Source organism: Stenotrophomonas sp. 86428_Sma (assembly GCF_056481585.1).
Genome location: NZ_CM151156.1, coordinates 1,855,455 through 1,881,935, shown reverse-complemented (window position 1 = coordinate 1,881,935; position 26,481 = coordinate 1,855,455). Strand labels below are relative to the sequence as shown.

At 67.1% G+C, this 26,481-nt stretch carries 28 protein-coding genes; 10 read left to right on the top strand and 18 right to left on the bottom strand.

The window, feature by feature from the left end:
• Positions 1 to 19 precede the first annotated feature (19 nt).
• From ggt to rsmD, 5 genes are all read right to left on the bottom strand, one after another.
• Complete coding sequence (ggt, locus tag ACZK3J_RS08675) at positions 20 to 1,750, bottom strand: gamma-glutamyltransferase (RefSeq protein ID WP_049463241.1); 1,731 nt, start codon at positions 1,748 to 1,750, stop codon at positions 20 to 22.
• Positions 1,747 to 2,028 carry a YfhL family 4Fe-4S dicluster ferredoxin gene (locus ACZK3J_RS08670; RefSeq protein ID WP_004153175.1) on the bottom strand — a complete coding sequence of 94 codons (282 nt, stop codon included), beginning with the start codon at positions 2,026 to 2,028 and terminating at the stop codon, positions 1,747 to 1,749. Before ACZK3J_RS08670 ends, ggt begins: the two co-directional genes overlap by 4 nt.
• Before the next feature lie 132 nt (positions 2,029 to 2,160).
• On the bottom strand, positions 2,161 to 2,652 hold the full coding sequence (locus tag ACZK3J_RS08665; RefSeq protein WP_004153167.1) for a hypothetical protein: 492 nt from the start codon (positions 2,650 to 2,652) through the stop codon (positions 2,161 to 2,163).
• Positions 2,653 to 2,712: 60 nt separating this feature from the next.
• Positions 2,713 to 3,222 carry a pantetheine-phosphate adenylyltransferase gene (coaD, locus tag ACZK3J_RS08660; RefSeq protein WP_049463242.1) on the bottom strand — a complete coding sequence of 170 codons (510 nt, stop codon included), beginning with the start codon at positions 3,220 to 3,222 and terminating at the stop codon, positions 2,713 to 2,715.
• Positions 3,223 to 3,248: 26 nt separating this feature from the next.
• On the bottom strand, positions 3,249 to 3,827 hold the full coding sequence (rsmD, locus tag ACZK3J_RS08655) for a 16S rRNA (guanine(966)-N(2))-methyltransferase RsmD (RefSeq protein WP_049400409.1): 579 nt from the start codon (positions 3,825 to 3,827) through the stop codon (positions 3,249 to 3,251).
• 648 nt (positions 3,828 to 4,475) lie between these two features.
• Between rsmD and htpG the strand changes: the two genes are divergently transcribed.
• Positions 4,476 to 6,365 carry a molecular chaperone HtpG gene (gene htpG, locus ACZK3J_RS08650; protein ID WP_049462305.1) on the top strand — a complete coding sequence of 630 codons (1,890 nt, stop codon included), beginning with the start codon at positions 4,476 to 4,478 and terminating at the stop codon, positions 6,363 to 6,365.
• 325 nt (positions 6,366 to 6,690) lie between these two features.
• On the opposite strand, the gene ACZK3J_RS08645 is transcribed toward htpG, so the two are convergent.
• The gene (locus ACZK3J_RS08645; RefSeq protein ID WP_049462304.1) at positions 6,691 to 6,990 is read right to left on the bottom strand and encodes a hypothetical protein; all 300 of its coding nucleotides are present in this window, start codon (positions 6,988 to 6,990) and stop codon (positions 6,691 to 6,693) included.
• A gap of 129 nt (positions 6,991 to 7,119) precedes the next feature.
• Here ACZK3J_RS08645 and ftsY point away from each other — a divergent pair, with 129 nt between their 5' ends.
• From ftsY to ACZK3J_RS08630, 3 genes are all read left to right on the top strand, one after another.
• Positions 7,120 to 8,448 carry a signal recognition particle-docking protein FtsY gene (gene ftsY, locus ACZK3J_RS08640; RefSeq protein WP_049463708.1) on the top strand — a complete coding sequence of 443 codons (1,329 nt, stop codon included), beginning with the start codon at positions 7,120 to 7,122 and terminating at the stop codon, positions 8,446 to 8,448.
• 82 nt (positions 8,449 to 8,530) lie between these two features.
• Positions 8,531 to 9,655 carry an A/G-specific adenine glycosylase gene (gene mutY, locus ACZK3J_RS08635; protein WP_049460622.1) on the top strand — a complete coding sequence of 375 codons (1,125 nt, stop codon included), beginning with the start codon at positions 8,531 to 8,533 and terminating at the stop codon, positions 9,653 to 9,655.
• Between the two features lie 5 nt (positions 9,656 to 9,660).
• A complete protein-coding gene (locus ACZK3J_RS08630; RefSeq protein WP_049460624.1) occupies positions 9,661 to 9,930 on the top strand; it encodes an oxidative damage protection protein in 270 nt (89 codons plus the stop codon).
• 74 nt (positions 9,931 to 10,004) lie between these two features.
• Here ACZK3J_RS08630 and ACZK3J_RS08625 read toward each other — a convergent pair whose 3' ends face one another.
• The 10 genes from ACZK3J_RS08625 to ACZK3J_RS08580 all read right to left on the bottom strand — a co-directional run bounded on the left by ACZK3J_RS08625 (position 10,005) and on the right by ACZK3J_RS08580 (position 17,053).
• Entirely contained in the window at positions 10,005 to 10,454 is a 450-nt protein-coding gene (locus ACZK3J_RS08625; RefSeq protein WP_049460626.1) for a DUF6491 family protein, read from the bottom strand.
• Positions 10,455 to 10,658: 204 nt separating this feature from the next.
• Positions 10,659 to 11,372: a lipoprotein-releasing ABC transporter ATP-binding protein LolD gene (gene lolD / locus ACZK3J_RS08620; protein ID WP_005409083.1), complete on the bottom strand. Its 714-nt coding sequence runs from the start codon at positions 11,370 to 11,372 to the stop codon at positions 10,659 to 10,661.
• A complete protein-coding gene (locus tag ACZK3J_RS08615; RefSeq protein ID WP_049460629.1) occupies positions 11,365 to 12,606 on the bottom strand; it encodes a lipoprotein-releasing ABC transporter permease subunit in 1,242 nt (413 codons plus the stop codon). Before ACZK3J_RS08615 ends, lolD begins: the two co-directional genes overlap by 8 nt.
• 23 nt (positions 12,607 to 12,629) lie before the next feature.
• Positions 12,630 to 13,079, bottom strand: coding sequence for a hypothetical protein (locus ACZK3J_RS08610; protein ID WP_049460630.1), 450 nt, complete (start codon positions 13,077 to 13,079; stop codon positions 12,630 to 12,632).
• Positions 13,030 to 13,278 (bottom strand): FAD assembly factor SdhE, encoded by a 249-nt coding sequence (locus ACZK3J_RS08605; RefSeq protein ID WP_005409080.1) that lies wholly within the window; start codon positions 13,276 to 13,278, stop codon positions 13,030 to 13,032. Before ACZK3J_RS08605 ends, ACZK3J_RS08610 begins: the two co-directional genes overlap by 50 nt.
• A 98-nt stretch (positions 13,279 to 13,376) precedes the next feature.
• The gene (locus ACZK3J_RS08600; RefSeq protein ID WP_005409079.1) at positions 13,377 to 14,162 is read right to left on the bottom strand and encodes a succinate dehydrogenase iron-sulfur subunit; all 786 of its coding nucleotides are present in this window, start codon (positions 14,160 to 14,162) and stop codon (positions 13,377 to 13,379) included.
• A 66-nt stretch (positions 14,163 to 14,228) separates the two neighbouring features.
• Positions 14,229 to 16,019 carry a succinate dehydrogenase flavoprotein subunit gene (gene sdhA / locus ACZK3J_RS08595; RefSeq protein WP_049460632.1) on the bottom strand — a complete coding sequence of 597 codons (1,791 nt, stop codon included), beginning with the start codon at positions 16,017 to 16,019 and terminating at the stop codon, positions 14,229 to 14,231.
• A 31-nt stretch (positions 16,020 to 16,050) separates the two neighbouring features.
• The gene (gene sdhD, locus ACZK3J_RS08590) at positions 16,051 to 16,437 is read right to left on the bottom strand and encodes a succinate dehydrogenase, hydrophobic membrane anchor protein (RefSeq protein ID WP_005409077.1); all 387 of its coding nucleotides are present in this window, start codon (positions 16,435 to 16,437) and stop codon (positions 16,051 to 16,053) included.
• Positions 16,434 to 16,826, bottom strand: a complete 393-nt coding sequence (gene sdhC, locus ACZK3J_RS08585; protein ID WP_024958620.1) for a succinate dehydrogenase, cytochrome b556 subunit — start codon at positions 16,824 to 16,826, stop codon at positions 16,434 to 16,436. Before sdhC ends, sdhD begins: the two co-directional genes overlap by 4 nt.
• Before the next feature lie 56 nt (positions 16,827 to 16,882).
• The gene (locus tag ACZK3J_RS08580) at positions 16,883 to 17,053 is read right to left on the bottom strand and encodes a DUF1674 domain-containing protein (protein ID WP_005409075.1); all 171 of its coding nucleotides are present in this window, start codon (positions 17,051 to 17,053) and stop codon (positions 16,883 to 16,885) included.
• Positions 17,054 to 17,092: 39 nt separating this feature from the next.
• Between ACZK3J_RS08580 and ygfZ the strand changes: the two genes are divergently transcribed.
• Positions 17,093 to 17,968 (top strand): CAF17-like 4Fe-4S cluster assembly/insertion protein YgfZ, encoded by an 876-nt coding sequence (ygfZ, locus tag ACZK3J_RS08575; RefSeq protein ID WP_049460634.1) that lies wholly within the window; start codon positions 17,093 to 17,095, stop codon positions 17,966 to 17,968.
• Positions 17,969 to 18,055: 87 nt separating this feature from the next.
• On the opposite strand, the gene ACZK3J_RS08570 is transcribed toward ygfZ, so the two are convergent.
• Complete coding sequence (locus ACZK3J_RS08570; protein ID WP_049460636.1) at positions 18,056 to 19,138, bottom strand: ABC transporter ATP-binding protein; 1,083 nt, start codon at positions 19,136 to 19,138, stop codon at positions 18,056 to 18,058.
• A gap of 352 nt (positions 19,139 to 19,490) precedes the next feature.
• On the opposite strand from ACZK3J_RS08570, the gene zwf reads away from it, so the two are divergent.
• The 5 genes from zwf to eda all read left to right on the top strand — a co-directional run bounded on the left by zwf (position 19,491) and on the right by eda (position 25,493).
• A complete protein-coding gene (gene zwf / locus ACZK3J_RS08565; protein ID WP_049460638.1) occupies positions 19,491 to 20,927 on the top strand; it encodes a glucose-6-phosphate dehydrogenase in 1,437 nt (478 codons plus the stop codon).
• Positions 20,924 to 21,931, top strand: coding sequence for a glucokinase (gene glk, locus ACZK3J_RS08560; protein ID WP_049400948.1), 1,008 nt, complete (start codon positions 20,924 to 20,926; stop codon positions 21,929 to 21,931). Before zwf ends, glk begins: the two co-directional genes overlap by 4 nt.
• The gene (pgl, locus tag ACZK3J_RS08555; protein WP_049460640.1) at positions 21,928 to 22,653 is read left to right on the top strand and encodes a 6-phosphogluconolactonase; all 726 of its coding nucleotides are present in this window, start codon (positions 21,928 to 21,930) and stop codon (positions 22,651 to 22,653) included. Before glk ends, pgl begins: the two co-directional genes overlap by 4 nt.
• Before the next feature lie 58 nt (positions 22,654 to 22,711).
• Entirely contained in the window at positions 22,712 to 24,628 is a 1,917-nt protein-coding gene (gene edd / locus ACZK3J_RS08550; RefSeq protein ID WP_049460642.1) for a phosphogluconate dehydratase, read from the top strand.
• A gap of 205 nt (positions 24,629 to 24,833) precedes the next feature.
• A complete protein-coding gene (gene eda, locus ACZK3J_RS08545; protein ID WP_049429315.1) occupies positions 24,834 to 25,493 on the top strand; it encodes a bifunctional 4-hydroxy-2-oxoglutarate aldolase/2-dehydro-3-deoxy-phosphogluconate aldolase in 660 nt (219 codons plus the stop codon).
• A gap of 330 nt (positions 25,494 to 25,823) precedes the next feature.
• Here the strand turns inward: eda and ACZK3J_RS08540 are convergent, their stop codons facing one another.
• Positions 25,824 to 26,471, bottom strand: coding sequence for a response regulator (locus ACZK3J_RS08540; protein ID WP_004153112.1), 648 nt, complete (start codon positions 26,469 to 26,471; stop codon positions 25,824 to 25,826).
• Positions 26,472 to 26,481 lie beyond the last annotated feature (10 nt).

Here is a 26,481-nt window from a genome sequence, read left to right as displayed (position 1 = left end):
AGCAGCCGGCACCACCGGATCAGTGTGCCGGCACCACCTGGGCACTGCCGACCGGGTTGCGCGGGTCACTGCCACCGAACAGCTTGTTGGCCCTGCGGTCCCATTCCACGGTCTGCAGGTTGCCCCACACGTGGCTGGAACCGCGGCCACCCGCGGCGACATTGCCCGGCAGGTCGATCTTGTGGCCCATCGCCTGCAGCTGCTTCACCGTCGCCGCGTCGAACGCATCGTCCTCGGCTTCGATCAGGTCCGGCAGCCACTGGTGGTGGTAGCGCGGCAGTGCGGCAACCTGCTGCGCATCCAGGCCGTCGTCGTAGCCGAGGATGCCCAGCAGCACCATGGTGATGATGCGGCTGCCACCCGGGGTGCCCAGCACCACCACCTTGTCGGCGTTCTCCATGAAGGTCGGCGTCATCGAGCTGAGCATGCGCTTGCCCGGCTTCGGCGCATTGGCTTCATAGCCCATCACGCCGAACGCATTGGGCGTGCCCGGCTTCAGCGCGAAGTCGTCCATCTCGTTGTTCAGCAGCACGCCGGTGCCCTTGGGAATCAGCCCCGAGCCGTACAGCAGGTTGACGGTCTGGGTGGCGCCGACGCGGTTGCCGTCGCGGTCGATGATCGAGAAGTGCGTGGTCTCGTCGTCTTCCAGCGGCGTCGGGTTGCCTGACAGCAGGTCGCTGGGCGTGGCCTTCTCCGGATGGATGGTCGCCCGCAGGCCCTGTGCATAGTCCTTGCTGGTCAGCACCTTCTGCGGGATCTGCACGAAGTCCGGATCGCCGAGGAAGAAGGTGCGGTCACGGTAGGCGCGACGCATCGACTCCACCACCAGGTGGGTGCGGTGCGCCGGGTCCATCTTCTTGATATCCCAGCCTTCCAGGATCTGCAGCATGCTGGCCAGCGCGATGCCACCGGACGACGGCGGCGGCGCGGTGGTGATCTTCCAGCCGTTGTAGTTGAACACGATCGGCTCGCGCTGCTTCACGCGGTAACCGGCCAGCTCTTCAGCGGTCCACTTGCCGCCGGCCTGCTTCACGCCGGCCAACAACAGCGTTCCGGTCTGGCCCTTGTAGAAGCCATCGAAGCCACCTGTGGCCAGGCGCTCCAGCGTCTGTGCCAGCTCCGGCTGCTTGAACAGGTCACCGCTGGCGATCGGCTTGCCGTTGCGCAGGTAGACCTCGCGCGTTCCGGGATAGCGCTCCATCACTTCACGGCGCGAGGCATAGCCCTTGGCCATGCGGTCGTACACCGGGAAGCCTTCGCGCGCGATGCGGATGGCCGGCTGCAGCGAGGTCGCCAATGGCAGCTTGCCGTGCTTGGCCGACAGCTCGACCAGCGCTGCGGGCAGGCCCGGGATACCGGCCGACCAGGCGCCATTGACCGAGCGGTCACGGTCGAGGTTGCCCTGCTTGTCGAGGAACGCCTGCGGGGTCGCAGCGGCCGGCGCGGTCTCGCGCGCATCCAGCATCACATCCTTGCCGGTGGCCGCATCGTGCAGCAGGAAGAAGCCACCACCGCCCAGGCCGGAACTGATCGGCTCGACCACCGCCAGCGTGGACGATACCGCCACCGCGGCATCGAAGGCGTTGCCGCCCTGCGCCAGGATGTCGATGCCCGCCTGGGTGGCCAGCGCATGGCCGCTGGCAATGGCCGCGCCATCGGGGCGCTCGGCACGGGCCGGGCTGTCGGCCCAGGCAATCGGGCTCAGCAGCAGGCCGAGCAGCAACAGGGGGCGGACGATCAGCGTCTTCATTCGGATGGGGGCTCCGCGTAGAGTTCGGGGTGATCGTGCTGCAGCTGGCGCAGCTTGGCCAGCAGCTGGTCTTCCGTTTCCACGATCTCCGGGTCCGGGTCGATGCACTCGACCGGGCAGACGACCACGCACTGTGGCTCGTCGAAATGACCCACGCATTCGGTGCAGCGCGCAGGGTCGATCACGTAGATGGTTTCACCCATCGCAATGGCCTGGTTCGGGCAGGCCGGCTCGCATACGTCGCAGTTGACGCAGAGCTCGTTGATTTTCAGCGACACGGCGATACTCCTCGCCCGCGCCCTGGGACAAAGGACCGGCCAGCGCGGGCGCGCGGGCCGGTCAGGTCATCAGCGGCGCCCTTGCAGGACGCCGCCCGGGCCATGCCGGAGCATGGCCGCCATGGCTCGGTATTACTTGGCTTCGACGAAAATGTACTCGGCACCGGTCGGCTGGATCGCAGCCTGTACGCGGGCGTTGTCGGCCGACTGGCCGATGAAGACGACGCGCACGCCCTTCATCGAATCCGGCGACACGTCCTTGAACACGGCCTGGATCATGTCAGCCATCTTGCCCGAGGCCGACGAACCGAAGGCCAGCATGTTGCCCGGCTGCACGCCACGGGCCACGGCCTGGGTCGCGCTCTCGGTCTGGCGCTCGTACTTGGCCTGGAAGTCCGGGTCCGATTCCGGCGAGAGGTAGTACAGGAACGGGCTGTTGGTGATGTTGCCCATGTTCTGGATCGCCACTTCCTGCAGGTACTTCTTCCAGCCTGCATCGTCGTCCTTGGACGGAGCGACCAGGGCCTGCTTGGCCTCGTCGACCGGAGCGGCCTCTTCCTTCTTGCAGGCGGTGAAGGCCAGGGCCAACGAAGCGATCAGCATCGCGCGCATGGTGGTGTTCATGGGTTTCCTCCCGGAATGGTGCGTGGTGTTGTACGTAATGGGGTGCGGGTACAGCGGGGCTTACGACTGTGCCGCCTTCGCTTCGCGGACCTTGCGCAGGGCTTCGAGCACCGCGGCCGGCACGAAGCCGGACACGTCGCCGCCCAGGCGCGCGATCTCGCGGACCAGCGAGGACGAAATGAAGCTGTGCTGCTCGGCCGGGGTCAGGAACAGGGTCTCGACCTCGGGGATCAGGTGCCGGTTCATGCTGGCCATCTGGAACTCGTACTCGAAGTCGGACACCGCGCGCAGGCCGCGCAGCAGCACCCCGCCCTGGACCGAACGTACGAAATGCGCCAGCAGGGTATCGAAGCCGATGACCTCGACGTTGCTGTGGTGGGCCAGCGCGCCACGCGCCAGCTGCACGCGCTGCTCCAGCGGCAGCGCCGGGCCCTTGGACGGGCTCTGCGCCACGCCGACCACGACCTTTTCGAACAGCGGCGCGGCCCGGCTCACCAGGTCGATATGGCCGTTGGTGATGGGGTCGAACGTGCCGGGGTAGACGGCAATGCGGCGGTTGGCCACGGTCATGGGCGGATGCAGATGTTCAGATGAGGTCAAAGTGTAGCAGTGGCGCGGCGGTACAGGGCAAAGCGCACCTCGCGGGTGCCACCCTCGCGGTGCAGCAGCCAGTCCGGTGGCAGCACCGGCACGTGGCCGGCCGGCGATTCCAGGTACAGCCAGGCATCGGCGGCCAGGTGCCGCGGCAGCTGGGCCAGCACGTCCTGCCACAGGCCGTCGGCGAACGGCGGGTCGATGAAGACCAGATCGGCCTGCTGCGCCGGCGCGCCCTGCAGCCAGCGCAGGGCATCAGCCTGCACGACGCTGATCTGGTCGGAGGCCTGCAGCCTGGCCACGGCAGCGGTCAGATTGCGTCCCAGCTGCGCGTCGCGTTCGACCAGGGTGGCGTGTGCGGCACCGCGCGAGACCGCCTCCAGGCCCAGTGCGCCACTGCCGGCGAACAGGTCCAGCACGCGGGCCCCACCGAGCCTGGGCATCAGCCAGTTGAACAGGGTTTCGCGCACACGGTCGCTGCTGGGGCGGAGCCCCGGCAGGATCGGCACCGGCAGGCGGGTATTGCGCCAGCGCCCGCCGATGATGCGGACCTGGCCTTCATTGCCGCCACGGCCGCTCATCGGCTCCCCCGGCGGGAGGTATTCGAGAATTTCAGCATGAGCGGGATTGTAGTTCGGCCGGGCGGCGCCCGGCACCCGCAGAAGCCACAGCAACGGCCGAAGCAACAGCAACAGCGGGCATTCCTTGGGATGGCGGGGTGGGTCCGGTCGAGGGGGACGCTGCAAGTACGTCCATGTAAGCTCGGTCGCCGCATCCATGCGGCTCACGCCCCCTCAACCGGACCCACCCCGCCTTCGACAGTTTGCTGCGATCTGTCGGAACTCTCTTGGAGTCAGATCCGTTTTCCTGCGGAAAACGGATCTGACTCCATTTGATGTATCGATATCTGACAGATGTGTCGACCAAGGTCGACACCTACCAACAGCCGCGTGAACCTGTCAGAGGCGGGGCACTGTGGGTTCGCGGGGTGTGAGCCGCATGGATGCGGCGACCAAGGCTACATGGACGTACTTGCGCCGCCCCCGCGAACCCACAGTGCCCCGCCATCCCACGGGATGCCGCTCTGGCCCTGGCTTTGGCAGTTGCAGTTGCACTGAGCGGGTGCCGGGCGCAGCCCGGCCGACCAACCCCTTGATTTCGGGACAATCAGCCATACCCCTTGGCGAGGCCGCACGCGCTGGCGCGGCATTGCACACGGAGCCTTATCGATGACCGAGACCACCCAGACCGAAACCCTTGGCTTCCAGACCGAAGTCAAGCAGCTGCTGCAACTGATGATCCACTCGCTGTACTCCAACAAGGAGATCTTCCTCCGCGAGCTGGTCTCCAACGCCGCCGACGCCGCCGACAAGCTGCGTTTCGAGGCCCTGACCCAGCCGGCCCTGCTGGAAGGCGACAGCGAACTGCGCGTGCGCGTCAGCTTCGACCCCACCGCCCACACCATCACCATCGAAGACAACGGCATCGGCATGAGCCGCGCCGAAGCCATCGCCCACCTCGGCACGATTGCAAAGTCCGGCACCGGCGATTTCCTGCGCCAGCTGTCCGGCGACCAGAAGAAGGATTCGCAGCTGATCGGCCAGTTCGGCGTCGGCTTCTACAGTGCCTTCATCGTCGCCGACGAAGTGGAAGTGACCTCGCGCCGCGCTGGCCTGGCTGCAGGCGAAGGCGTGCGCTGGACCTCGCGCGGCGAAGGCGATTTCGAAGTCGCCACGGTCGACAAGGCCGAGCGCGGCACCCGCATCGTGCTGCACCTGAAGGAAGGCGAGCACGACTTCGCCGATGGCTGGCGCCTGCGCAGCATTCTCAAGAAGTATTCGGACCACATCGGCCTGCCGATCCAGATGCCCAAGGAGGGCGAAGACGGCGCTGCCGGCGAGTGGGAGACCGTCAACCGCGCCAGCGCGCTGTGGACCCGCCCGCGCACTGAGATCAGCGACGCCGAGTACACCGAGTTCTACAAGCACGTGGCACACGACCACAGCGATCCGCTGGCGTGGAGCCACAACAAGGTCGAAGGCAAGCTCGAGTACACCTCGCTGCTGTATGTGCCCGGCCGCGCACCGTTCGACCTGTATCACCGCGATGCACCCAAGGGCCTGAAGCTGTACGTGCAGCGCGTGTTCGTGATGGACCAGGCCGAGCAGTTCCTGCCGCTGTACCTGCGCTTCATCAAGGGCGTGGTCGATTCCAACGACCTGTCGCTGAACGTCTCGCGCGAGATCCTGCAGTCCGGTCCGGTCATCGATTCGATGAAGGCCGCGCTGACCAAGCGCTCGCTGGACATGCTGGAAAAGCTGGCCGCCGACAAGCCGGAGCAGTACGCCACGTTCTGGAAGGAATTCGGCCAGGTGCTGAAGGAAGGCCCGGCCGAGGACTACAACAACCGCGAGAAGGTGGCCGGCCTGCTGCGCTTCGCTTCCACCCGTGGCGACGGCGATGCGCAGAGCGTGTCGCTGGCCGATTACCTCGACCGCATGACCGAAGGCCAGGACAAGATCTATTACCTGACCGGCGAGAGCTACAGCCAGGTGCGCAACAGCCCGCACCTGGAAGTGTTCCGCAAGAAGGGCGTGGAAGTGCTGCTGCTGACCGACCGCATCGACGAGTGGCTGATGGGCTACCTGACCGATTTCGACGGCAAGGGCTTCGTCGACATCGCCCGTGGTGACCTCGACCTGGGCGCGCTGGAAACCGAAGCGGACAAGCAGGAACAGGAAGCGGCGGCCAAGGACAAGCAGGGCCTGGTCGAGCGCCTGAAGACGGTGCTGGGCGATGACGTGGCCGAAGTACGCGTCTCGCACCGCCTGACCGATTCGCCGGCGGTGCTGGCCATCGGCGAGCAGGACCTGGGCCTGCAGATGCGCCAGATCCTGGAGGCCAGCGGGCAGAAGGTGCCGGACAGCAAGCCGGTGCTGGAGATCAATCCGGGCCACCCGCTGATTGCCAAGCTCGATGCCGAAGCCGATGGCGCGCGCTTTGACGACCTCGGTCGGGTGCTGTTCGACCAGGCTGCGCTGGCCGCCGGCGACAGCCTGAAGGACCCGGGTGCCTACGTGGCGCGCCTGAACAAGCTGCTGCTGGAGCTGTCGGTCTGATCGAGGCGGTGGTCGCCGGGCGTGGCCCGGCGCTACCGGGTGCTGGTGGATGCCAACCTTGGTTGGCATTCCTGCTCTGGTAGGTGCCAACCTTGGTTGGCACTGTTGCCCTGGTAGAGGCCAACCTCGGTTGGCGCCCCAAAAGCGTGCCAACCAAGGTTGGCACCTACCAGGGCGGGTCGAGCGTGCCAACCAAGGTTGGCACCTACCAGGGCGGGTCGAGCGTGCCGACCAAGGTTGGCACCTACCAGGCTGGGCCGAAGCGTGCCGACCAAGGTTGGCACCCACCAGGGGCGGCGGTTGGCACCTGCCAAAACGGTGTTGCTCAGGCGTCCCGATCCAGCAGTGAGCCCAGCATCTGGTCCTGGCGACGGATCACCGTGGCATTGGCGGCGAAGGCCACGACCTCGGCTTTCGCGGCCAGCAGATCACCCAGCGGCGCGCCGGCATCGGCGCCGATGGACGCCACCGAAGCCTGCACCCCACCCTGCTCGGTGGTATTGCGCTGCAACTGCAGGTGCTGGGCATCCGGGGTCGCCAGGTTGGCCACGTTGTGCGCGGCCACCTGCACGCCCTGCTGGGCCGCACGCATCCCGCTGAGGGCGATTCCCATCACGTTGTCCATGGCGGTCTCCGGGCCGCCCTGCGCAGCCCTCCGGACCGGTTAACGGCCGACGGGCCGCGACCTTGAGTCCACATCGGCCCGACAGGCCCGAGTGGTAGCATATCCCTCTGATTTCAGCGCCTTTTGCCAATGCTCAGTTTTTTCCGCCGCAAGAAGCCCCAGGATGCCCCCGTAACGGAGGCACCCAAGACCCAGCACTACTCGGCTGAAGAGCTGGCGGCGGCATTCCCGTCGGCCGCGCCGGTCGAGGACAAGGAGCCGGCGCCGGTAGCAGTACCGGCCGAGCCTGTACCGGTCGAGCCGCCCCCAGCAACCGCCGTTCCGGTCGCTGTCGAGCCCACCCCGGTTATTCCGGCCCCAGCCGCACCGGTTCCGGCAGCTCCTGCGCCGACGGCTCAGATCGACGTCGCCCCTATCGCGACTCCGGCCATCGAACCGGCCCCCGTACCGCTGCCTGAGCCCACCCCGGCACCGACACCGGCACCGGTCACCGACGACCTGCCTGCCGCCGCCTCGATCGACGCCGTTCCGGCGCCGGCTGGCAAGCCCGGCTGGCGCGAGCGCCTGCGCAACAGCGTCATCGCGCGCAGCTTTGGTGGCCTGTTCTCGCGCAACCCCAAGCTTGACGACGACCTGCTGGACGAGCTGGAAACCGCACTGATCACCGCCGACGTCGGTGTCGGTGCCACCACCGACCTGGTCGAGGGCCTGCGCAAGCGCATGAAGTCGCGCGAGTTCGCCGACGCCAATGCGCTGCTGGCCGCGCTGCGCGCGGAGCTGATCGCGATCCTGCAGCCGGTGGCCAAGCCGCTGGTGATCGACCGCAACGCCAAGCCCTTCGTGGTGCTCACCGTCGGCGTCAACGGCGTTGGCAAGACCACCACCATCGGCAAGCTGGCCAAGCGCTTCAAGGACGATGGCCACAGCCTGATGCTGGCCGCCGGTGACACTTTCCGCGCCGCCGCCGTGGCCCAGCTGCAGGCCTGGGGCGAGCGCAACGGCGTGGCCGTGGTCGCGCAGGGGCAGAACGCCGATGCCGCTTCGGTGGCATTCGACGCGCTGCAGGCCGGCAAGGCCCGTGGCACCTCGGTGCTGATCGCCGACACCGCCGGCCGCCTGCATACCCAGTCCGGCCTGATGAACGAGCTGGGCAAGATCCGCCGCGTGCTCGGCAAGATCGACCCCACCGCCCCGCACGAAGTGCTGATGGTGATCGACGGCACCACTGGCCAGAACGCGCTGTCGCAGCTGCGCCAGTTCAATGCCGCAGTGAACGTGACCGGCCTGGTGGTGACCAAGCTGGACGGCACCGCCAAGGGCGGCGTGGTGTTCGCGCTGGCCCGCGAGTTCGGCATTCCGATCCGTTTCGCCGGCATCGGCGAGCGCCCGGAAGACCTGCGCGTGTTCGACCCGGAAGCCTTCGTCGACGCCCTGCTGCCCGAAGCGCTGGGCGCCTGATACACCGTGCAGCCACGCATGGCGTGGCTCTACTGCAATCCAGTAGAGCCACCCCACGGGTGGCTGCCTCTCTGGAACACCGATGCCCCGCCAGCCGCACGCCAGCGCCGGAACCACGCAGACTGACGACTTCGTCGCCCACCTGCTGCATTGGTTCGACGACCACGGCCGCCACGACCTGCCCTGGCAGCACCCACGCAGTCCCTACCGGGTCTGGCTGTCGGAAATCATGCTGCAGCAGACACAGGTGAGTACGGTCATCCCGTATTTCCAGCGGTTCCTGCAGCACTTCCCGACCCTGCCCGACCTCGCCGCCGCCAGCAACGACGCGGTGATGGCGCAGTGGGCCGGGCTCGGCTACTACGCCCGCGCACGCAACCTGCATGCCGCTGCGAAGCGCTGCGTGGAACTGCACGACGGCGACCTGCCGCGTGATTTCGATGCATTGCATGCCCTGCCCGGCATCGGCCGCAGCACCGCCGGTGCGATCCTCAGCCAGGCCTGGAACGACCCGTTCGCGATCCTCGATGGCAACGTCAAGCGGGTGCTCAGCCGTTACCACGGCATCGATGGCTTCCCCGGGCTGCCGGCCATCGAGAAGCAGCTGTGGGCGATCGCCGAGGCGCATGTGGCGCAGGTGCCGGCCGGGCGCATGGCCGACTACACGCAGGCGCAGATGGACCTGGGCGCGACGGTGTGCAGCCGTGCCAAACCGGCCTGCGTGATCTGCCCGTTGCAGGATGACTGCGTGGCACGGCGCGAAGGCCGCACCGCTGAACTACCCACGCCCAGGCCCAGCAAGACCCTGCCCGAGCGCGAGGCCGTTGCGCTGCTGCTGCGCGACGCCCAGCAGCGCGTGCTGCTGCAGAAGCGGCCGGACACCGGCATCTGGGCGCAGCTATGGACGCTGCCGCAGGCCGATGCCGGCAGCGTGCTGCAGGACTGGTTCGACGTGCACGTCGACGGCTCGCTGGAAGAGGCCGAAGAGCTGCCAGTGCTGCAGCACACCTTCAGCCACTACAAGCTGCATCTGCAGGTGTTGTCGCGGCAGGTACACGGCCTGCGCGTGGAAGAACCCACGCTGCGCTGGGTCGCCAGCGACGAACTGCACGCGCTGGGCCTGCCGGCACCGATCCGCAAACTGCTCGACGGCGCAACGATCAAGACGCCGAAACGAAATTCCAAGAAACCCCGCAACCACGAGTGAATGCCATGTCCCGAACCGTCTTCTGCCAGTACGAACAACGCGATGCCGAGGGCCTGGACTTCGTGCCCTACCCCGGCGAACTGGGCCAGCGCATCTTCAACAACATCGGCAAGCAGGCCTGGGCTGCGTGGCTGGCGCACCAGACCATGCTGATCAACGAGAACCGCCTGTCGCCGCGCACGCCGGAGCATCGCGCGTTCCTTGAAGGCGAACTGGTCAGGTTCCTGTTCGAGAAGGACGCGGAAAAGCCGGCCGGCTTCACCCCGGAAGCCTGACACACAGGTAGTGCCGGCCGCTGGCCGGCAACCTGGCATCTGCGCGATGCCGGCCAGCGGCCGGCACTACCACGCTATTTCGTGCTTTCCTCGCGCTCCTGCACCTGCGCCTGGCGCAGCTCCTGCTCGGAGGCTCGCAGCGCCTTCACGTCCAGCTTGCGGATGCTGTCGATGAAGCACGGCATGCGCGGGCCACCGGCAGGGTCGCGCACCAGCACCTTGTCGAATCGCGCCGAAACACGGTTCATCTGGCTGGTCAGGCCGATGGCGGTGGCATACGGCAGGTCCTGGCAGGGACCTCTCAATTCCAGCAGATAGGCCTCGCTGGGACGCGTCCACACCGCCAACGCGCTGTCACCCAGTTCGGTCCAGCCGTTGAGGCTGCCGAAGAACTGCATGTCGTTCTGCGGCGCGCCGGCATGGGCACGGTACAGGTCAAGTTTCTCGGCAGAGCTGAGCCGGCCGGTGGTCGCGCAGGCGGCCAGCGCCAGGCAGAGTCCGGCCATCAGGATCGGGGTCTTCATGGCGATCTCCTCGGGGAACTGTCGCCATCATGCGCCTGCGCAGACAACGCCGGCGCGAAAGCCAGTACCCCATTCAGCAGCCGGTCGGCGGTCGCCCCAAGCAGGCCCAAGGCTCCGGATTCCGGTAGTCGCCAACCTTGGTTGGCGCTTGCCCTGCAAGAGCAGCCGACCAAGGTCGGCTTCCACCAAAGCGGGCCCGGCGCCTCAGACGTCGGCGTGGGCCAGCGCGTGCAGGCGCCCCTCGCGCAGCTCCAGCACCCGGTCCAGGCGACGCGCCAGGCTGCGGTCGTGGGTCACCAGCACCAGGCTGGTATGCCGCGCCCGGTTGAGCTCCAGCATCAGCTCGAACACCGTCGCCGCGGTGCGGTCATCGAGGTTGCCGGTCGGCTCGTCGCCGAGCACGCAGGCCGGATGGTTGACCAGCGCACGCGCCACGGCCGCACGCTGGCGTTCGCCGCCGGACAGTTCGCCGGGCTTGTGGTCCAGGCGATGGCCAAGGCCGACCGCTTCCAGCAGCGTGGTGGCGCGGCTGCTCGCCTCGGCCACTGCAGTACCGGCCAGCAGCACCGGCATCATCACGTTTTCCAGCGCGGTGAACTCAGGCAGCAGGTGGTGGAACTGGTAGACGAAGCCCAGCGCCTGGTTGCGCAGCAGGCCGCGCGCGGTATCGGACAGCGCTGACATGCGCTGGCCGGTCACATAGACCTCGCCGGCGGTCGGAATGTCCAGGCCACCCAGCAGGTGCAGCAGCGTGCTCTTGCCGGCGCCGGAGGCACCGATGATCGCGACCGTTTCGCCGGCGGTCACGGTCAGGTCCAGGCCATCGAACACCGGGGTCTGCATGCGCCCTTCGGCGTAGGTCTTGCCCAGTGCTTCGGCGCGGATCACTTCATCGCCGCGGTTGAAGACCTTATTCATAACGCAGGGCCTCCGCCGGCTGGGTGCGTGCTGCCCGCCAGGCGGGATACAGGGTGGCCAGGAAGCTCATCAGCAGCGCGACCACGGTGATCGCCACCACGTCGCCGGTCTGCATGTCGGTCGGCAGGCCGGTGATGTAGTACACATCCTCCGGCATCAGCTTGACGTTGAACACGCTCTCGATGGCACCGAGGATGCGCTCCAGGTTGAGTGTGAGGGTGATGCCACCGATCAGGCCGGCCAGCGTGCCGAAGATGCCGATCAGCGAACCCTGCACCATGAATACCTGCATCACCCCGCCCGGGGTCAGGCCGAGCGTGCGCAGGATGGCGATGTCGGCCTGCTTGTCAGTGACCAGCATCACCTGCGAGGACACCAGGTTGAACGCGCCCATGGCGATGATCAGCGACAGCAGGATGCCCATCACCACCTTCTCCATGCGCAGCGAGTGGTAGAGGTTGGCGTTCTGCTGGGTCCAGTCACTCACGCGGTACGCACCACCGAGGTTCTGCGCCAGGTCCACACCCACTTCCAGCGATCGGTCCATGTCGTGCAGTTTCAGCCGCACGCCGGTGGCACCGTCGCTGCGCAGCACGCGCTCCAGGTCCTGCATGTTGGCGAAGCCGACGCCGCGGTCGACCTCGTTGTAGCCGGCCTCGAAGATGCCGCTGACGGTGAAGCGTTTCATCCGTGGCACCGCACCGGCAGGCGTGCCCTGCACTTCGGCGAAGGTCACCAGCACCTGGTCGCCGACATCAACGCCCAGCCAGATCGCCAGTTCCTTGCCCAGAAGCAGGTTGAAGCTGCCCGGCGTGAGGCTGCCATAGCTGCCCTTGGTGACCTTCTTGTCGATCACCGATACCTTCGGCTCCAGCGCCGGATCGATGCCCTGGATGATCGCGCCCTGCACGCGCGGGCCGCTGATCATCGACTGGATCTCGATGTACGGCGCAGCACCGGCCACGCGCGGGTCCTTGCTGGCCACGTCGACTACGCGCATCCAGTCCGGCATCGGCTCGCCGTCACGGCTGATGGTGGTGTGCGCGGTCATCTGCAGCAGGCGGCTGCGGATTTCCTTCTGGAAACCGCTCATCACGGCCAAGGTGGTGATCAGCACCGTGACGCCGAGCGCGATGCCCAGGATCGATGCCATCGAGATGAAGGAGATGAAGCCGTTGCGGCGCTTGGCGCGCAGGTAGCGCAGGCCAATGGCCACGGGAATGGGTTTGAACATGCAGGCACGCCGGTCAATTCAGCTTATGGTGCCATCGACCGGGGCCTACGGGAAACGCCACGTGCGGCCACGGCCAGTCGCAGTTCACGTCGCTGCCCGGAATCGAGCACATCCGGCCAGAACAGCAGGCGCCGGCGGCGCCGATCCTCACGCCAGAGCAACAACAGCCATGGGCCACGCACGACCAGCTGTGGTGCATCGACGTCCTGCCCAGCCACCTGCAGCGGCTCGGGCGGCATCGGCAGAAGCACCTGCACGCGTGGCCTGCGCTGGCGCCAGGCCAGTTCGGCCAACCCGACGCTCCAGGCCAGCACCACTGCGGGCATCAGCAGCCGTGAAGGCAGATCCGATGCGCGCAGCAGCCAGGGTGCGGCCAGCAGCACCGCCAGTTGGGCGGCGGCCTGCAGCCGCGAGGGGCGCCACTCAAGGCTTGAGGGCGAGGATCTTCTGCATGAGGGGGATCGCGTGCGCATGTGGACAGGCCTCATAGCCCATGAACCAGCGCCACAACTTATCGTCCTCGCAGTCGAGCAGGAACAGGAAAACTTCGCGCTCTTCGGTCGGCGCAGTGCTCCATTCGTGGTCCAGGTAGCGACCGAACAGCTGGTCCAGCTCACGCATGCCGCGGCGGCAACGCCAGCGCAGCTTCTTCAGCAGAACGTCTTCTTCCATCATGTTTCTCCAGATACAGCAAAGCCACGCATGGCGTGGCTCTACTGGGGTGGCACAGCCACGCGTGGCGTGGCTCTACCGGGTACAGCCAGGCCTGATCAGGCGCGGCGTTCCATCATCAGCTTCTTGATCTCGGCGATCGCCAGCGCCGGGTTCAGGCCCTTCGGGCAGGTCCGGGCGCAGTTCATGATGGTGTGGCAGCGGTACAGCTTGAACGGATCTTCCAGATCGTCCAGGCGTGCACCGGTGTCCTCATCGCGCGAGTCGATGATCCAGCGGTAGGCCTGCAGCAGGATCGCCGGGCCCAGGTAACGCTCGCCGTTCCACCAGTAGCTCGGGCAGCTGGTCGAGCAGCAGGCGCACAGGATGCACTCGTACAGGCCGTCCAGCTTCTTGCGGTCTTCCGGCGACTGCAGGCGCTCACGGTCCGGCGGTGCCGGAGTCTGGGTGCGGATCCACGGCTTGATCGAGGCGTACTGCGCGTAGAAGTGGGTCAGGTCCGGAACCAGATCCTTGACCACGTTCATGTGCGGCAACGGGTAGATCGGCACTTCCTTCTTGCCGCAGTCCGAGATGGCTCGGGTGCAGGCCAGGGTGTTGGTGCCGTCGATGTTCATCGCGCACGAACCACAGATACCTTCGCGGCAGGAGCGGCGGAAGGTCAGGGTCGGGTCGATCTCGTTCTTGATCTTGATCAGGGCGTCCAGGACCATCGGGCCACAGGCGTCCAGATCGACTTCATAGGTATCGGTGCGCGGGTTGCTGTCGTCGTCCGGACTCCAGCGGTAGATCTTGAAGGTCCGCACGTTCTTGCCGCCGTTCTTGACGGGGAAGTGCTTGCCCTTCGTGATCTTGGAATTCTTGGGGAGTGAAAACTCGGCCATGGCTGCTCTCGTTGGCTCAGGCGGCCCGCGCCCGTGGGCGCGGATTGCATGGTAGGCGGGGTCGGATCAGTACACGCGCGGCTTCGGCGGCACTACGGACACGTCGTCAGTCAACGTGTACATGTGCACCGGACGGTAGTCGAAGCTGCACTTGCCCTTCTCGTCGACGCTGACCAGGGTGTGCTTCTGCCAGTTGACGTCGTCGCGGTCCGGATAGTCCTCGTGCGCATGCGCGCCGCGGCTTTCCTTGCGCTGTTCGGCCGAGTTGATCGTCGCCACCGCGTTGAGCAGCAGGTTGTTCAGCTCGTAGGTCTCGATCAGGTCCGAGTTCCAGACCAGCGAACGGTCGGAGACCTTCACGTCCTGGAACGAGTCGAAGATCTTGTCCATCTTCTCGCAGCCTTCCTTCAGCGTCTGGCTGGTGCGGAAGACCGCCGCGTCGGCCTGCATGGTGCGCTGCATGCGATCGCGGATGACCGAGGTCGGGGTATCGCCGTTGGCGTGGCGCAGCTTGTCCAGCAGGCCCAGCGCCTTGTCGCAGGCATCGGCCGCCAACGGCTTGTGCGACGCGCCCGGCTTGATGGTCTCGGCGCAACGGTTGGCCACCGCACGACCGAACACCACCAGGTCCAGCAGCGAGTTCGAGCCGAGGCGGTTGGCACCGTGCACCGACACGCAGGCGGCTTCGCCGATCGCGTACAGGCCCGGGATCACCGCATCGGGGTTGTCGCCATCCTTGCGCACGACTTCGCCGTGATAGTTGGTCGGAATGCCACCCATGTTGTAGTGCACGGTCGGGATGACCGGGATCGGCTGCTTGTGCACGTCGACGCCGGCGAAGATGCGGGCGCTTTCTGCGATGCCCGGCAGCTTCTCGTCGATCACGCCCGGGCCAAGGTGGGTCAGGTCGAGCAGGATGTGGTCCTTGTGCTCGCCGACGCCGCGGCCTTCGCGGATCTCGATGGTCATCGAACGGCTGACCACGTCGCGCGAGGCCAGATCCTTGTAGTGCGGTGCGTAACGCTCCATGAAGCGCTCGCCGCTGCTGTTGCGCAGGATACCGCCTTCACCGCGGACACCCTCGGTGATCAGGCAGCCGGCGCCGTAGATGCCGGTCGGGTGGAACTGCACGAACTCCATGTCCTGCATGGCGATGCCGGCACGCATGGCCAGGCCGCCACCGTCACCGGTGCAGGTGTGCGCCGAGGTGGCGCTGAAGTAGGCACGGCCGTAACCGCCGGTGGCCAGCACCACGCCCTGGGCGCGGAACAGGTGCAGGGTGCCGTCGGACATGTCCAGAGCCAGCACGCCGCGGCAGGCGCCTTCGTCGTCGAAGATCAGGTCGAGCGCGAAGTACTCGATCATGAAGCGCGCATCGTGCTTCAGCGACTGCTGGTACAGGGTGTGCAGCATCGCGTGGCCGGTACGGTCGGCCGCCGCGCAGGTACGCTGCGCCGCCGGGCCTTCGCCGTACTTGGTGGTCATGCCACCGAACGGACGCTGGTAGATCTTGCCTTCGGCGGTGCGCGAGAACGGCACGCCGTAGTGTTCGAGCTCGATGATGGCCGGGATGGCCTCACGGCACATGTATTCGATGGCGTCCTGGTCGCCCAGCCAGTCCGAGCCCTTGATGGTGTCGAAGAAGTGGTAGCGCCAGTCGTCCTCGCCCATGTTGGCGAGTGCGGCCGAGATACCGCCCTGGGCGGCAACGGTGTGCGAACGGGTCGGGAAGACCTTGGTCAGGCACACGGTCTGCAGGCCCTTGGCGGCCAGGCCGAACGTGGCGCGCAGGCCGGCGCCGCCGGCGCCCACCACGACCATGTCGTACTTGTGTTCGGTGATCTTGTAAGCGGACATCTAATCTGGATTCCTGTGTTGGTGCCTGGGCTCAGGCAACGCCGAGGGCGATGCGGCCCACCGCAAACACACTGACGATCATGCCGAGCACGGCGACGAACTTCACCGCGGTCTGCAGCACCAGAGCCAGCAGCGATTCGTGGATGTAGTCTTCCAGCACGACCTGCATGCCGAGCTGCGCGTGCCAGAACATGGCGATCAGCAGGCCGATCAGCGGCACCGCATTCCACGGCTTGGCCACGGCAGCGGCGGCGGTCGCGTAATCCGAGCCCAGCAGGCCCAGCACGAAGACCAGGAACCAGATGCCCAGCACCACCAGGGCGGCGGCGGTCAGGCGCTGGTGCACGAAGTGCTCGGTGCCGGTCTTGGCCGAACCGAGGCCGCGCACGTTCTTCAACGGGGTACGGAACTTGCTCACGCGGCACCTCCGAACATCACATAGGCCCACACCAGCAGGGTGATCACCAGGCTGCCGATGACCGAAAGCCAGCTGCTGCGGATGAAGGCGGGGATGCTGAAGCCGATGGCGAAGTCCTGCACCACGTGGCGGATGCCATTGCACAGGTGATAGGCGAACGACCATGTCCACGCGAACAGGAACACGCGGCCATACCAGGCCCCGGCATGGCCGGTGAAGCAGTTCCAGGACTCGGGCCCCATCATCAGGGCCAGCAGGCCGGCGGCGATGATGAGGGCACCAACAGACAGAAAGACGCCAGTGGCTCGATGCAGGATCGAGGTGGCCATCTGAATCTGCCAGCGATACACCTGAAGGTGCGGGGAAAGTGGGCGTTGTCTGGTCGCCATTCGCTGGGCTCGTTGTCTCGGCTGGGCGGCACACGGCCGCGTTGGCTCAATGCTGATCAGAAATCGATGCAGCGTCCGTTTTTCTCCCAATCGCCATACCGCACCGGATCAAGTCCGCCGCGGCCGCCGAATTCCTCTGCTTTTTCCTGTTCCACGGGCACGGGTGCCGCGGGGACCAGCGGGGCTTCAGATTCGTCGTCGGGAGTGGGGGTTGTTTGGCCTATCATGTTCGGTCTCGCAACGCACAAATTTTAGACCTCGTTCACGTGCCTGACAACCTGCCCCCTGCTTTCGTCGGATATCCGCGCCTGCCCGGCCACCAGCTGCTGAGCCTGCAAGGCCCGGATGCGGCTGTCTTTGCCCACGCCCAGTTCAGCAGCGATGTCACCGCCCTGCCCCTGCAGCACTGGCAGTGGAGCGCCTGGCTGAGCGCCAAGGGCCGCACCCTGGCGGTGTTCCAGCTGCTTCGGCTGGCCGACGATCACGTGATGCTGGTGCTGGCCGACAGCGACGCCGATGCGATTGCGTCGCAACTGCAGCGCTTCGTGTTCCGCCGCAAGGTGAAGGTGCAGGTGCGCAGCGATCTGGCCGTGGCCGGTGCGTTCACTGCGCCCGACGCCGCCAGTGGCGCCGCGATTGCGCAGACCGCAGGTGACGGCTGGGAGCTGGACCTGGGCAGCGACGCCCTGCCGCGGACCCTGCGAATTGGCAGCGCCGATGCCTTCGCCGCCGGAAGTGAAGCCGATGAGGCCGCTTTCGCACTGGCCTGGCGCCAGGCCGATCTGCGCTACGGCCTGCCCCGGCTGCAAGAAGGCCAGCGCGAAGTGTGGACCCCGCAGCAGCTGGGGTTGGACCGCCTGAACGGTTACAGCGTGAAGAAGGGCTGCTATCCCGGCCAGGAAATCGTCGCCCGCACCCACTTCCTCGGCAAAGCCAAGCGCGCGGTGCAGCTGCTGCATACCGCGGCACCGGCGCAGGCCGGCGATGGCGTGCAGCAGGATGGCGCAGCGCTGGGCACGATTGCCTGCGTGGCCGGCGACCTGGCACTGGCGGTGCTGCCGCTGGAAGCCAGCGACGCTGATCTGCAGGTGGGTGATGCGATCGCGCAGCGCATGCCGTTGCTGGATGGCCTGGCGCGCTGAGCCCGGTGGATGAAGGAATGGTAGTGCCGGCCGCTGGCCGGCAACCATGCATGGTTGAAGTTGCCGGCCAGCGGCCGGCACTACCCGTTACAGCCGCTCGCCGGATTCCGGGTTGAAGAAGTGCAGACCCTGCGGGTGGATCGCCACACGGATCTGCTCGCCCACCGCCGGCAGCGACTGCGGCGCCACGCGCATGGTCAGCGCGTGCTGGCCACTGCTCAGGTTGACGAAGATCTCGTTGCCGACCGGTTCGATGCCTTCAATGCGTGCGGCAAATGCATGCGCATCATCGGCACGGGCCGGCTGCAGGTGTTCCGGGCGCACGCCCACCGCGATCGGCTTCTGCAGCCACGCCGGATCGATCGTGGCCTGGCCCAGCGGTGCCCGCCATTCGCCGTCGACCACGGTCACGCCACCGGCATCGCCCTGCAGCGTGCCACGCAGCACGTTCATCGCCGGGCTGCCGAGGAAACCGGCCACGAACAGATTGGCCGGGCGGTCGTACAGCGCCATCGGCGTATCGATCTGCTGGATGATGCCGTCCTTCAGCACCACGATGCGCTGGCCCAGGGTCATTGCTTCAACCTGGTCGTGCGTCACGTAGATCATGGTGGTGCCCAGCTTGCGATGCAGCTGCGCGATCTCGGTACGCACGCTGTGGCGCAGCTTGGCGTCGAGGTTGGACAGCGGCTCGTCCAGCAGGAACACCGCCGGCTCGCGCACCAGTGCACGGCCCAGCGCAACACGCTGACGCTGGCCACCGGACATCGCCTTGGGCAGCTTGTCCATCATATCGGTCAGGCCCAGGGTCTGCGCTGCTTCGGCGATGCGCTTGTCGATGGTCGCCTTGTCATGCCCGCGCAGCTTCAGGCCGAAGGCCAGGTTCTCGGCCACGGTCATGTGCGGATACAGCGCGTAGCTCTGGAACACCATGGCGATGTCGCGATCCTTTGGCGCCACGTCGTTGACCACGCGGTCACCGATGGTCAGCGTGCCGCCGCTGATCTCCTCCAGGCCAGCCACCATCCGCAGCAGGGTCGACTTGCCACAGCCGGACGGACCGACCAGCACCATCAGCTCGCCATTGGCGACCTCGAAGCTGGCGTCCTTCACCGCGACCTGGCCGTTGTCATAGACCTTGCGCACACCCTGCAACTGCACTTTTGCCATATCACCTATCCGGTCCGCCCGAAGCCGGGCTGTCTTTTGGGACTGCCTCGGCCCTCCCGATGGCAGTGATGATTGCGCGCCTGCCGCATGACGGCGAGCACTGCAATCGAATACAGTTGCCCATTCTGCCATGTAAACGTTTTCACGTGGCACTATCCGATGATCGGTGCGCACCGATCTGCGTCGGCGGTTGAACGAAGGTTCCGCCGAGGCAGTGGTTTCGAATGGAACGGTCTTCCGCTACCCCGGAGAACGTTCCCGACGAACCTCGGACAGGCAGTTGCGCGGATGTCCCCCGAACCCAGCCATGAAGCGATTGACAACGATGTCACCCGGATCTGAAACTCGAGCGATGCACGACACCCTCTTCCTGTTCGGTGCCACAGGTGATCTGGCCCAGCGCTACCTGTTCCCTTCGCTGCTTCGCCTGCTTGGCGACGGCCTGCTGCCGGAGGACTTCCGCATCCGTGCGCTGGCCCTGTCCGGGCATGACACCGAAGCCTTCCATGACATCCTGCGGCCGCGCCTGCAGCAGGCCATGCCGATGGCCACGCAGGACGACATCAGCGCCCTGCTGCGCCGCATCGACTATCGTTCGGTGGACCTGCGCGACGTCGACTCGGTTGCCGCCGCGGTCTCCGACCTGGTGCACCGCAAGTGCGTCAGCTACCTGGCCATCCCACCGGGCCTGTACATCTCCACCTGCGAAGGCCTGGCCAAGGGCGGCGCCCTCGCCGCACCGGCACGCCTGATGCTGGAGAAGCCGATCGGCAGCGACAGCGAGAGCGCCGAGGAAATCATCAGCACCATCGGCCAGTGGATCGACGAGGACCGCGTGTTCCGCCTCGACCACTACCTGGGCAAGGCCGCAGTGCAGAACCTGATCGCGCTGCGCTTCGGCAACACGCTGCTGGAAGCGGTGTGGAACCGCAACTACATCGAATCGGTGCACATCCTGGTGGCCGAGAGCGAAGGCGTGGATGGCCGCGACGCCTACTACGCCCGCTCCGGCGCGCTGCGCGACATGGTGCAGAGCCACATCCTGCAGCTGCTGTGCATGGTGGCGATGGAGCCGCCGGCCTCGCTGGAAGCCGACCGCATCCGCGACGAGAAGGTCAAGGTGCTGCGCGCCCTGCGCCCGCTCGATGCCAGGCACGCCGCGCGTGACAGCATCCGTGGCCGCTACACCGCCGGTACCATCAACGGCCAGCCGGCCCAGGCCTACCAGCCGCCGGAAGGCAGCGACGTGGAGACCTTCGCCGGGGTCACCGCGCATATCGACAACTGGCGCTGGAGCGGCGTGCCGTTCCACCTGGTCACCGGCAAGCGCCTGCCCGAACGCACCACCCGCGTGGTGGTCACGCTGAAGCCGGTCACCCACTGGCTGTTCGAGCGCCCGCAGCGCGCGCAGGCCGCACCGAACCGCCTGGTGTTCCAGCTGCAGCCGCAGGAAAACATCGAACTGGGCCTGATGAGCAGCCTGGCCGGCCCGGAATGGGGCGCGCTGGAGCTGCATCCGCTGGAACTGGAACTGTCGGTGCCGACTGGCCTGCACCGCCGCATCGCCTACGAACGCCTGTTCCTGGATGCCTTCAACGGCAACCACACGCTGTTCGTGCGCGATGACGAAGTGCGCGCCGCCTGGGCGTGGATCGACAGCGTCGCCGACGCCTGGAAGGATGCCAAGCTGCCGCTGGAGCCCTACCCGGCCGGCCAATGGGGCCCGAGCAATGCGGGCGAGTTCCTGCCGCAGGGCGTGGACGCGCCGGACAGCGGAGCGTCGGCATGAGTGCCAGCTCGCAGCCGGTGCTGGTCGCCGACATCGGCGGTACCAACGCCCGCTTCGCCCTGGCCGACACCTCGCAGGACGCACCGCTGCAGAAGGACAGCATCCGCGAGTACGCGGTGGCGGAGTTCCCGTCGCTGGGTGATGCCGCGCGCCACCATCTGGAACAGATCGGCGCCACGGCCAGCCGCGGCGTGTTCGCGGTGGCCGGTCGCGTCGACGGTGACGAAGCGCGCATCACCAACCATCCGTGGGTGATCTCGCGCAGCCGCACCGCCGCCATGCTCGGCTTCAACGAACTGCACCTGATCAACGACTTCGCCGCACAGGCGATGGCGATTTCGCTGCTGCAGCCCGATGACGTGGTCCAGGTCGGCGGTGCCGCCTGGGTGCCGGGCAAACCCGGCCAGCCGCGCAACTACGCGGTGATCGGGCCGGGTACGGGCCTGGGTGTCGGTGGCCTGATCCTGCGCCACGGCCGCTGCTACCCGCTGGAAACCGAAGGCGGCCATGTCAGCTTCCCGCCGGGAACCCCGGAGGAGATCCGCATCCTGGAGATCCTGTCCGAACAGTTCGGCCGCGTCTCCAACGAGCGCCTGATCTGCGGCCCTGGCCTGGTCAACATCCATCGCGCCGTATGCGAGATGGCCGGCATCGATCCGGGCCAACTGCAGCCGGTGGACGTGACCGCCCGCGCCCTGCACGGTGACCCGCAGGCGATGCGCACCGTGGATGTGTTCTGTGCCGTGTTCGGCGCCATCGCAGGCGACCTGGTGCTGACCCAGGGCGCGTGGGACGGCGTGTTCCTGACCGGCGGGCTGACCCCGAAGATGCTCGATTCGCTGCAGCACTCCGGGTTCCGCCAGCGCTTCGAACACAAGGGCCGCTTCTCTTCGATCATGGCGCGGGTGCCCTCGTTGGCCGTGATGCATCCCCACGCCGGACTGCTGGGCGCCGCTGCCTACGCCGCCGACGCCGAACGTGACGCACCTGGAGTTGCCGCATGAGCCCCACCACCTTCCACGACGACCGCATCGAGTTCGTCCAGCACGGCGATGCCGATGGCTGGATCGAGGCGGTGGCCGCCGAGATGGCGCAGACCCTCAACCACGACATCAACGAAGTGGGCCGCGCCCGCATCCTGTTGTCTGGCGGCACCACGCCGGCACCGGTGTACCAGGCGCTGGCCGAACTGGACGTGCACTGGGACCGCGTGGAAGTGAGCCTGGCCGATGAGCGCTGGCTGTCGCCGCAGGATCGCGACAGCAATGCCTGGCTGGTGCGCGAGAATCTGCTCAAGCGCGCCGAGGGTGCCCACTTCGATCCGCTGGTGCGGATCGGCAAGCCGCTGCCGGAATGCGTGTACACCGCCAACCTGCAGGCGCAGCACAGCCAGCCGCCGAGCCTGGTGGCACTGGGCATGGGCAACGACGGCCACACCGCCTCGCTGTTCCCCGGCTCGAAGGACCTGGCCCGCGCACTGGAAAGCACCCTGCCCTATGCCGCGCTGGACGCCACCGGCTGCCCGGGCGCGAACCAGTGGCCGCTGCGCATCACCCTGACCCCGCATGGCCTGCGCCAGTGCCGCCAGCGCCTGCTGCTGCTGCGCGGCAAGCAGAAGCTGCAGGTGCTGCGCCAAGCGCTGGACAGCAACGACGCCCAGCAGTACCCCATCCTCAATGCGATCAATCTGGAAGGCGCGCGCCTGCGCGTCCACTGGGCTGATTGATGTCGGCGGCGGCGCCGCGCCGCCGCTTGCCTCTCGCCACCACGAACGCCGGTAGCCAATGAGCCTCCATCCGCAACTGCAAGCCATCACTGAGCGTGTCATCCGCCGCAGCGCCGCCTCGCGTGCCGCCTACCTGGCCGCGATCGACGCCTCGCTGCGTGAAGGCCCGTTCCGCAGCCGCCTGAGCTGCGGCAACCTCGCCCACGGGTTCGCCGCCTGCGGCGGCACCGACAAGAGCCGCCTGCGCGGTGGCGTGACGCCGAACCTCGGCATCATCACCGCCTACAACGACATGCTGTCGGCGCACCAGCCGTTCGAGACCTATCCCGAGCAGATCCGCGAGATCGCCCGCGAGCTGGGCGCCACCGCACAGGTGGCCGGCGGCGTGCCGGCGATGTGCGACGGCGTCACCCAGGGCCGCGGCGGCATGGAACTGTCACTGTTCTCGCGCGATGTGATCGCGCAGGCCACCGCGATCGGGCTCAGCCACGATATGTTCGACACCACCGTCTACCTCGGTGTGTGCGACAAGATCGTGCCGGGCCTGCTGATCGGTGCGCTGGCCTTCGGCCATCTGCCGGCGGTGTTCGTGCCGGCCGGCCCGATGACCCCGGGCATCCCGAACAAGCAGAAGGCCGAAGTGCGCGAGCGCTATGCCGCTGGCGAAGCCACCCGCGAAGAACTGCTGGAAGCGGAGTCCGCGTCGTACCACGGCGCCGGCACCTGCACCTTCTACGGCACCGCCAACTCCAACCAGGTGCTGCTGGAAGCGATGGGCGTGCAGCTGCCGGGCGCCTCGTTCGTCAACCCGGACACGCCGCTGCGCGACGCCCTGACCCGTGAAGCCACCGAGCGCGCGCTCGACATCACGGCGCTCGGCGACGACTTCCGCCCGTTGGGCCGGATCATCGACGAGCGCGCGATCATCAACGCGGTCATCGCACTGATGGCGACCGGCGGCTCGACCAACCACACCATCCACTGGATCGCGGTGGCGCGTGCGGCCGGCATCGTGCTGACCTGGGACGACTTCGACGAGCTGTCACAGCTGATTCCGCTGCTGGCCCGCGTCTACCCGAACGGCGAAGCCGATGTAAACCGCTTCGCCGCAGCAGGCGGCCCGGCCTTCGTGTTCGGCGAACTGATCAAGGCCGGCCTGATGCACGGCGACCTGGTCAGCGTGGCGCGTGGCGGCATGGCCGACTACGCACGCGAACCGCAGCTGCGCGACGGCCAGCTGGTCTACCTGCCGGGCCTGGAACGCAGCGCCGATGACGAAGTGGTGCGTGGCGTCGACAATCCGTTCGAGCACCAGGGTGGCCTGCGCCTGCTGCGCGGCAACCTGGGCAAATCGCTGATCAAGCTGTCGGCGGTGAAGCCGCAGTACCGCACGATCGAAGCACCGGCGGTGGTGGTCGATGCGCCGCAGGTGTTGAACAAGCTGCATGCCGGCGGCCTGTTGCCCGAGCATTTCGTGGCGGTGGTGCGTTACCAGGGCCCGCGTGCGAACGGCATGCCAGAACTGCATTCGCTGGCACCGCTGCTGGGCCTGCTGCAGAACCAGGGCCGGCGCGTGGCGCTGGTCACCGACGGCCGCCTGTCCGGCGCCTCGGGCAAGATTCCTGCGGCGATCCATGTGACGCCGGAAGCGGCGCGGGGTGGTCCGCTGGCCAAGGTTCGCGAGGGCGACATGATCCGCCTCGATGGCGAGGCCGGCACGCTGGAAGTGCTGGTGGACGCAGCCGAATGGGCTGCACGTCCGCTGGCGCCGAACACCGCGCCTGCCGCGCATGATCTGGGCCGCAACCTGTTCGCGATCAACCGTCGTGTGGTGGGTCCGGCCGACCAGGGGGCGATTTCGATTTCGTGCGGGCCGGCGGCGGCTGATGGTGGGCCGTGGGAGTACGACGCGGAGTATGAGCTGGGGCACGATGCCGCGGCGGCGGCGGCGCCGCATGAGGCGAAAGACGCCTGAAGCGAAAAGCCGCGGCAGGCTTCCCGGCTTGGGCAGTAGAGCGCCCTGGCCGGGACACGCCGTAAACCCATCCATGGGGGCTCGATCGCGGCATCCATGCCGCTCACGGTCCCGGCCAGGGCGCTCTACTGCCCTTGGACAATTCCCGGCGCGTCATTTGCGCTGCGGCCACTGAATCAAGAAGAGCAAAGGCAAGGGCAAAAGCATGGGTATCGAACAACATCAGGTGAAGGCGGCGGAGCTGTTGCATGCGGCGGGCATCCTGCCGGTGGTGACGATTCATACGCTGGACCAGGCGCGTGCAGTCAGCGCGGCGCTGCTGGAAGGTGGCTTGCCGGCGATCGAGCTGACCCTGCGTACGCCAGTGGCAATGGAAGCGCTGGCGATGCTCAAGCGTGAGCTGCCGGATGTGGTGGTGGGTGCGGGCACGGTGCTGACCGTGGAGCAGATGCAGCAGTCGATCGATGCGGGCGCGGACTTCCTGGTGACCCCGGGTACGCCGCCGGCGCTGGCCGATGCACTGGCCGCTGCGCCGCTGCCGGTGGTGCCGGGTGCGGCAACCCCGACCGAGCTGCTGTCGCTGTACGCGCGCGGCTTCCGCGTGTGCAAGCTGTTCCCGGCCACGGCCGTGGGCGGGCTGGCGATGATCAAGGGCCTGGCCGGCCCGGTCGCCGACCTCAAACTGTGCCCGACCGGTGGCATCACCGAAAACACCGCCGCCGAATACCTCGAGCAGAAGAACGTGGTCTGCATCGGCGGTTCGTGGATGGTGCCGGGCAACTGGATCGCCGACGGCGAATGGGACAAGGTGCGCGCCAGTGCCGCAGACGCCGCCAAGATCATCAAGCGCGTGCGCGGCCACTGAGCCCGGCAAAGGGGTAGAGCCGCGCCCACGCTCGGCTCCGGCATCATCAGGGGTCAGAGCCCTTTCCCACCGGGAAAGGGATCCGACCCCGGGCGACGAGCGCGCACAGCGCGCGACCCGCTCCTGCTCTTCCTTCTTCATTCCGCGGTGGACGCGCACGGAACCTGTCCGTGGCCCTGCGGAGGGATTGCGCAGGGGCGTAAGCGCCATGGATGGCGCGCCCGAGCCTCCAGGGATGGATCCACGGCGTCCCCTGCGCAATCCCTCCGCAGGGCCAACCCCACGAATCCTGCCGCACACCGCGAGGGGCTCAGCCGTTGGCCGAAACCCTTACAGCGGCCGTGCCGGATCCACCAGCCCGTACTGGCTGGCCATCCGCGCCAACGCGATGTTGTCGTGGATCCCCATCTTCTCGAACAACCGCGCCTTGTGCGTGTTCACCGTCTTCGCACTCAGGCTCAGCCGCCGCGCGATGTCTTCCTGGCGCAGGCCCTGGGTCAGCAGCAGTGCCACTTCCAGCTCGCGCGGTGACAGGCTGTCGAACGGCGAACCGTTGCCTTCCACCGTCGACAGCGCCAGGTTCTGCGCGATGCTGGTGCCCAGGTAACGGCGGCCACCGGCCACGTCACGCACCGCGCGCAACAGCTCCTGCGCATCGCAGCCCTTGCCGATGTAACCGGCGGCGCCAGCCTCGAGCAGCCGCTTCGGCAGCGGGCCATCTTCCAGCACCGACACGATCACCACGCGGGTATTGCGGTGGCTGCGCACGATGCGCTCGGTCACTTCCATGCCGCTCACACCCGGCAGGTGCAGGTCACACAGCACCACATCGGGCAGCAGCTGGCGGACTTCACGCAGCGCGTCTTCGCCGGTCTCGGCTTCGCCCACCACCTCGATGTCGGTTTCCCCCGACAGAATCATCTTCATCCCGGTGCGGACCAGCGCGTGGTCATCCACCAGGTAGACTCGAATCGTCATTCACGTACCT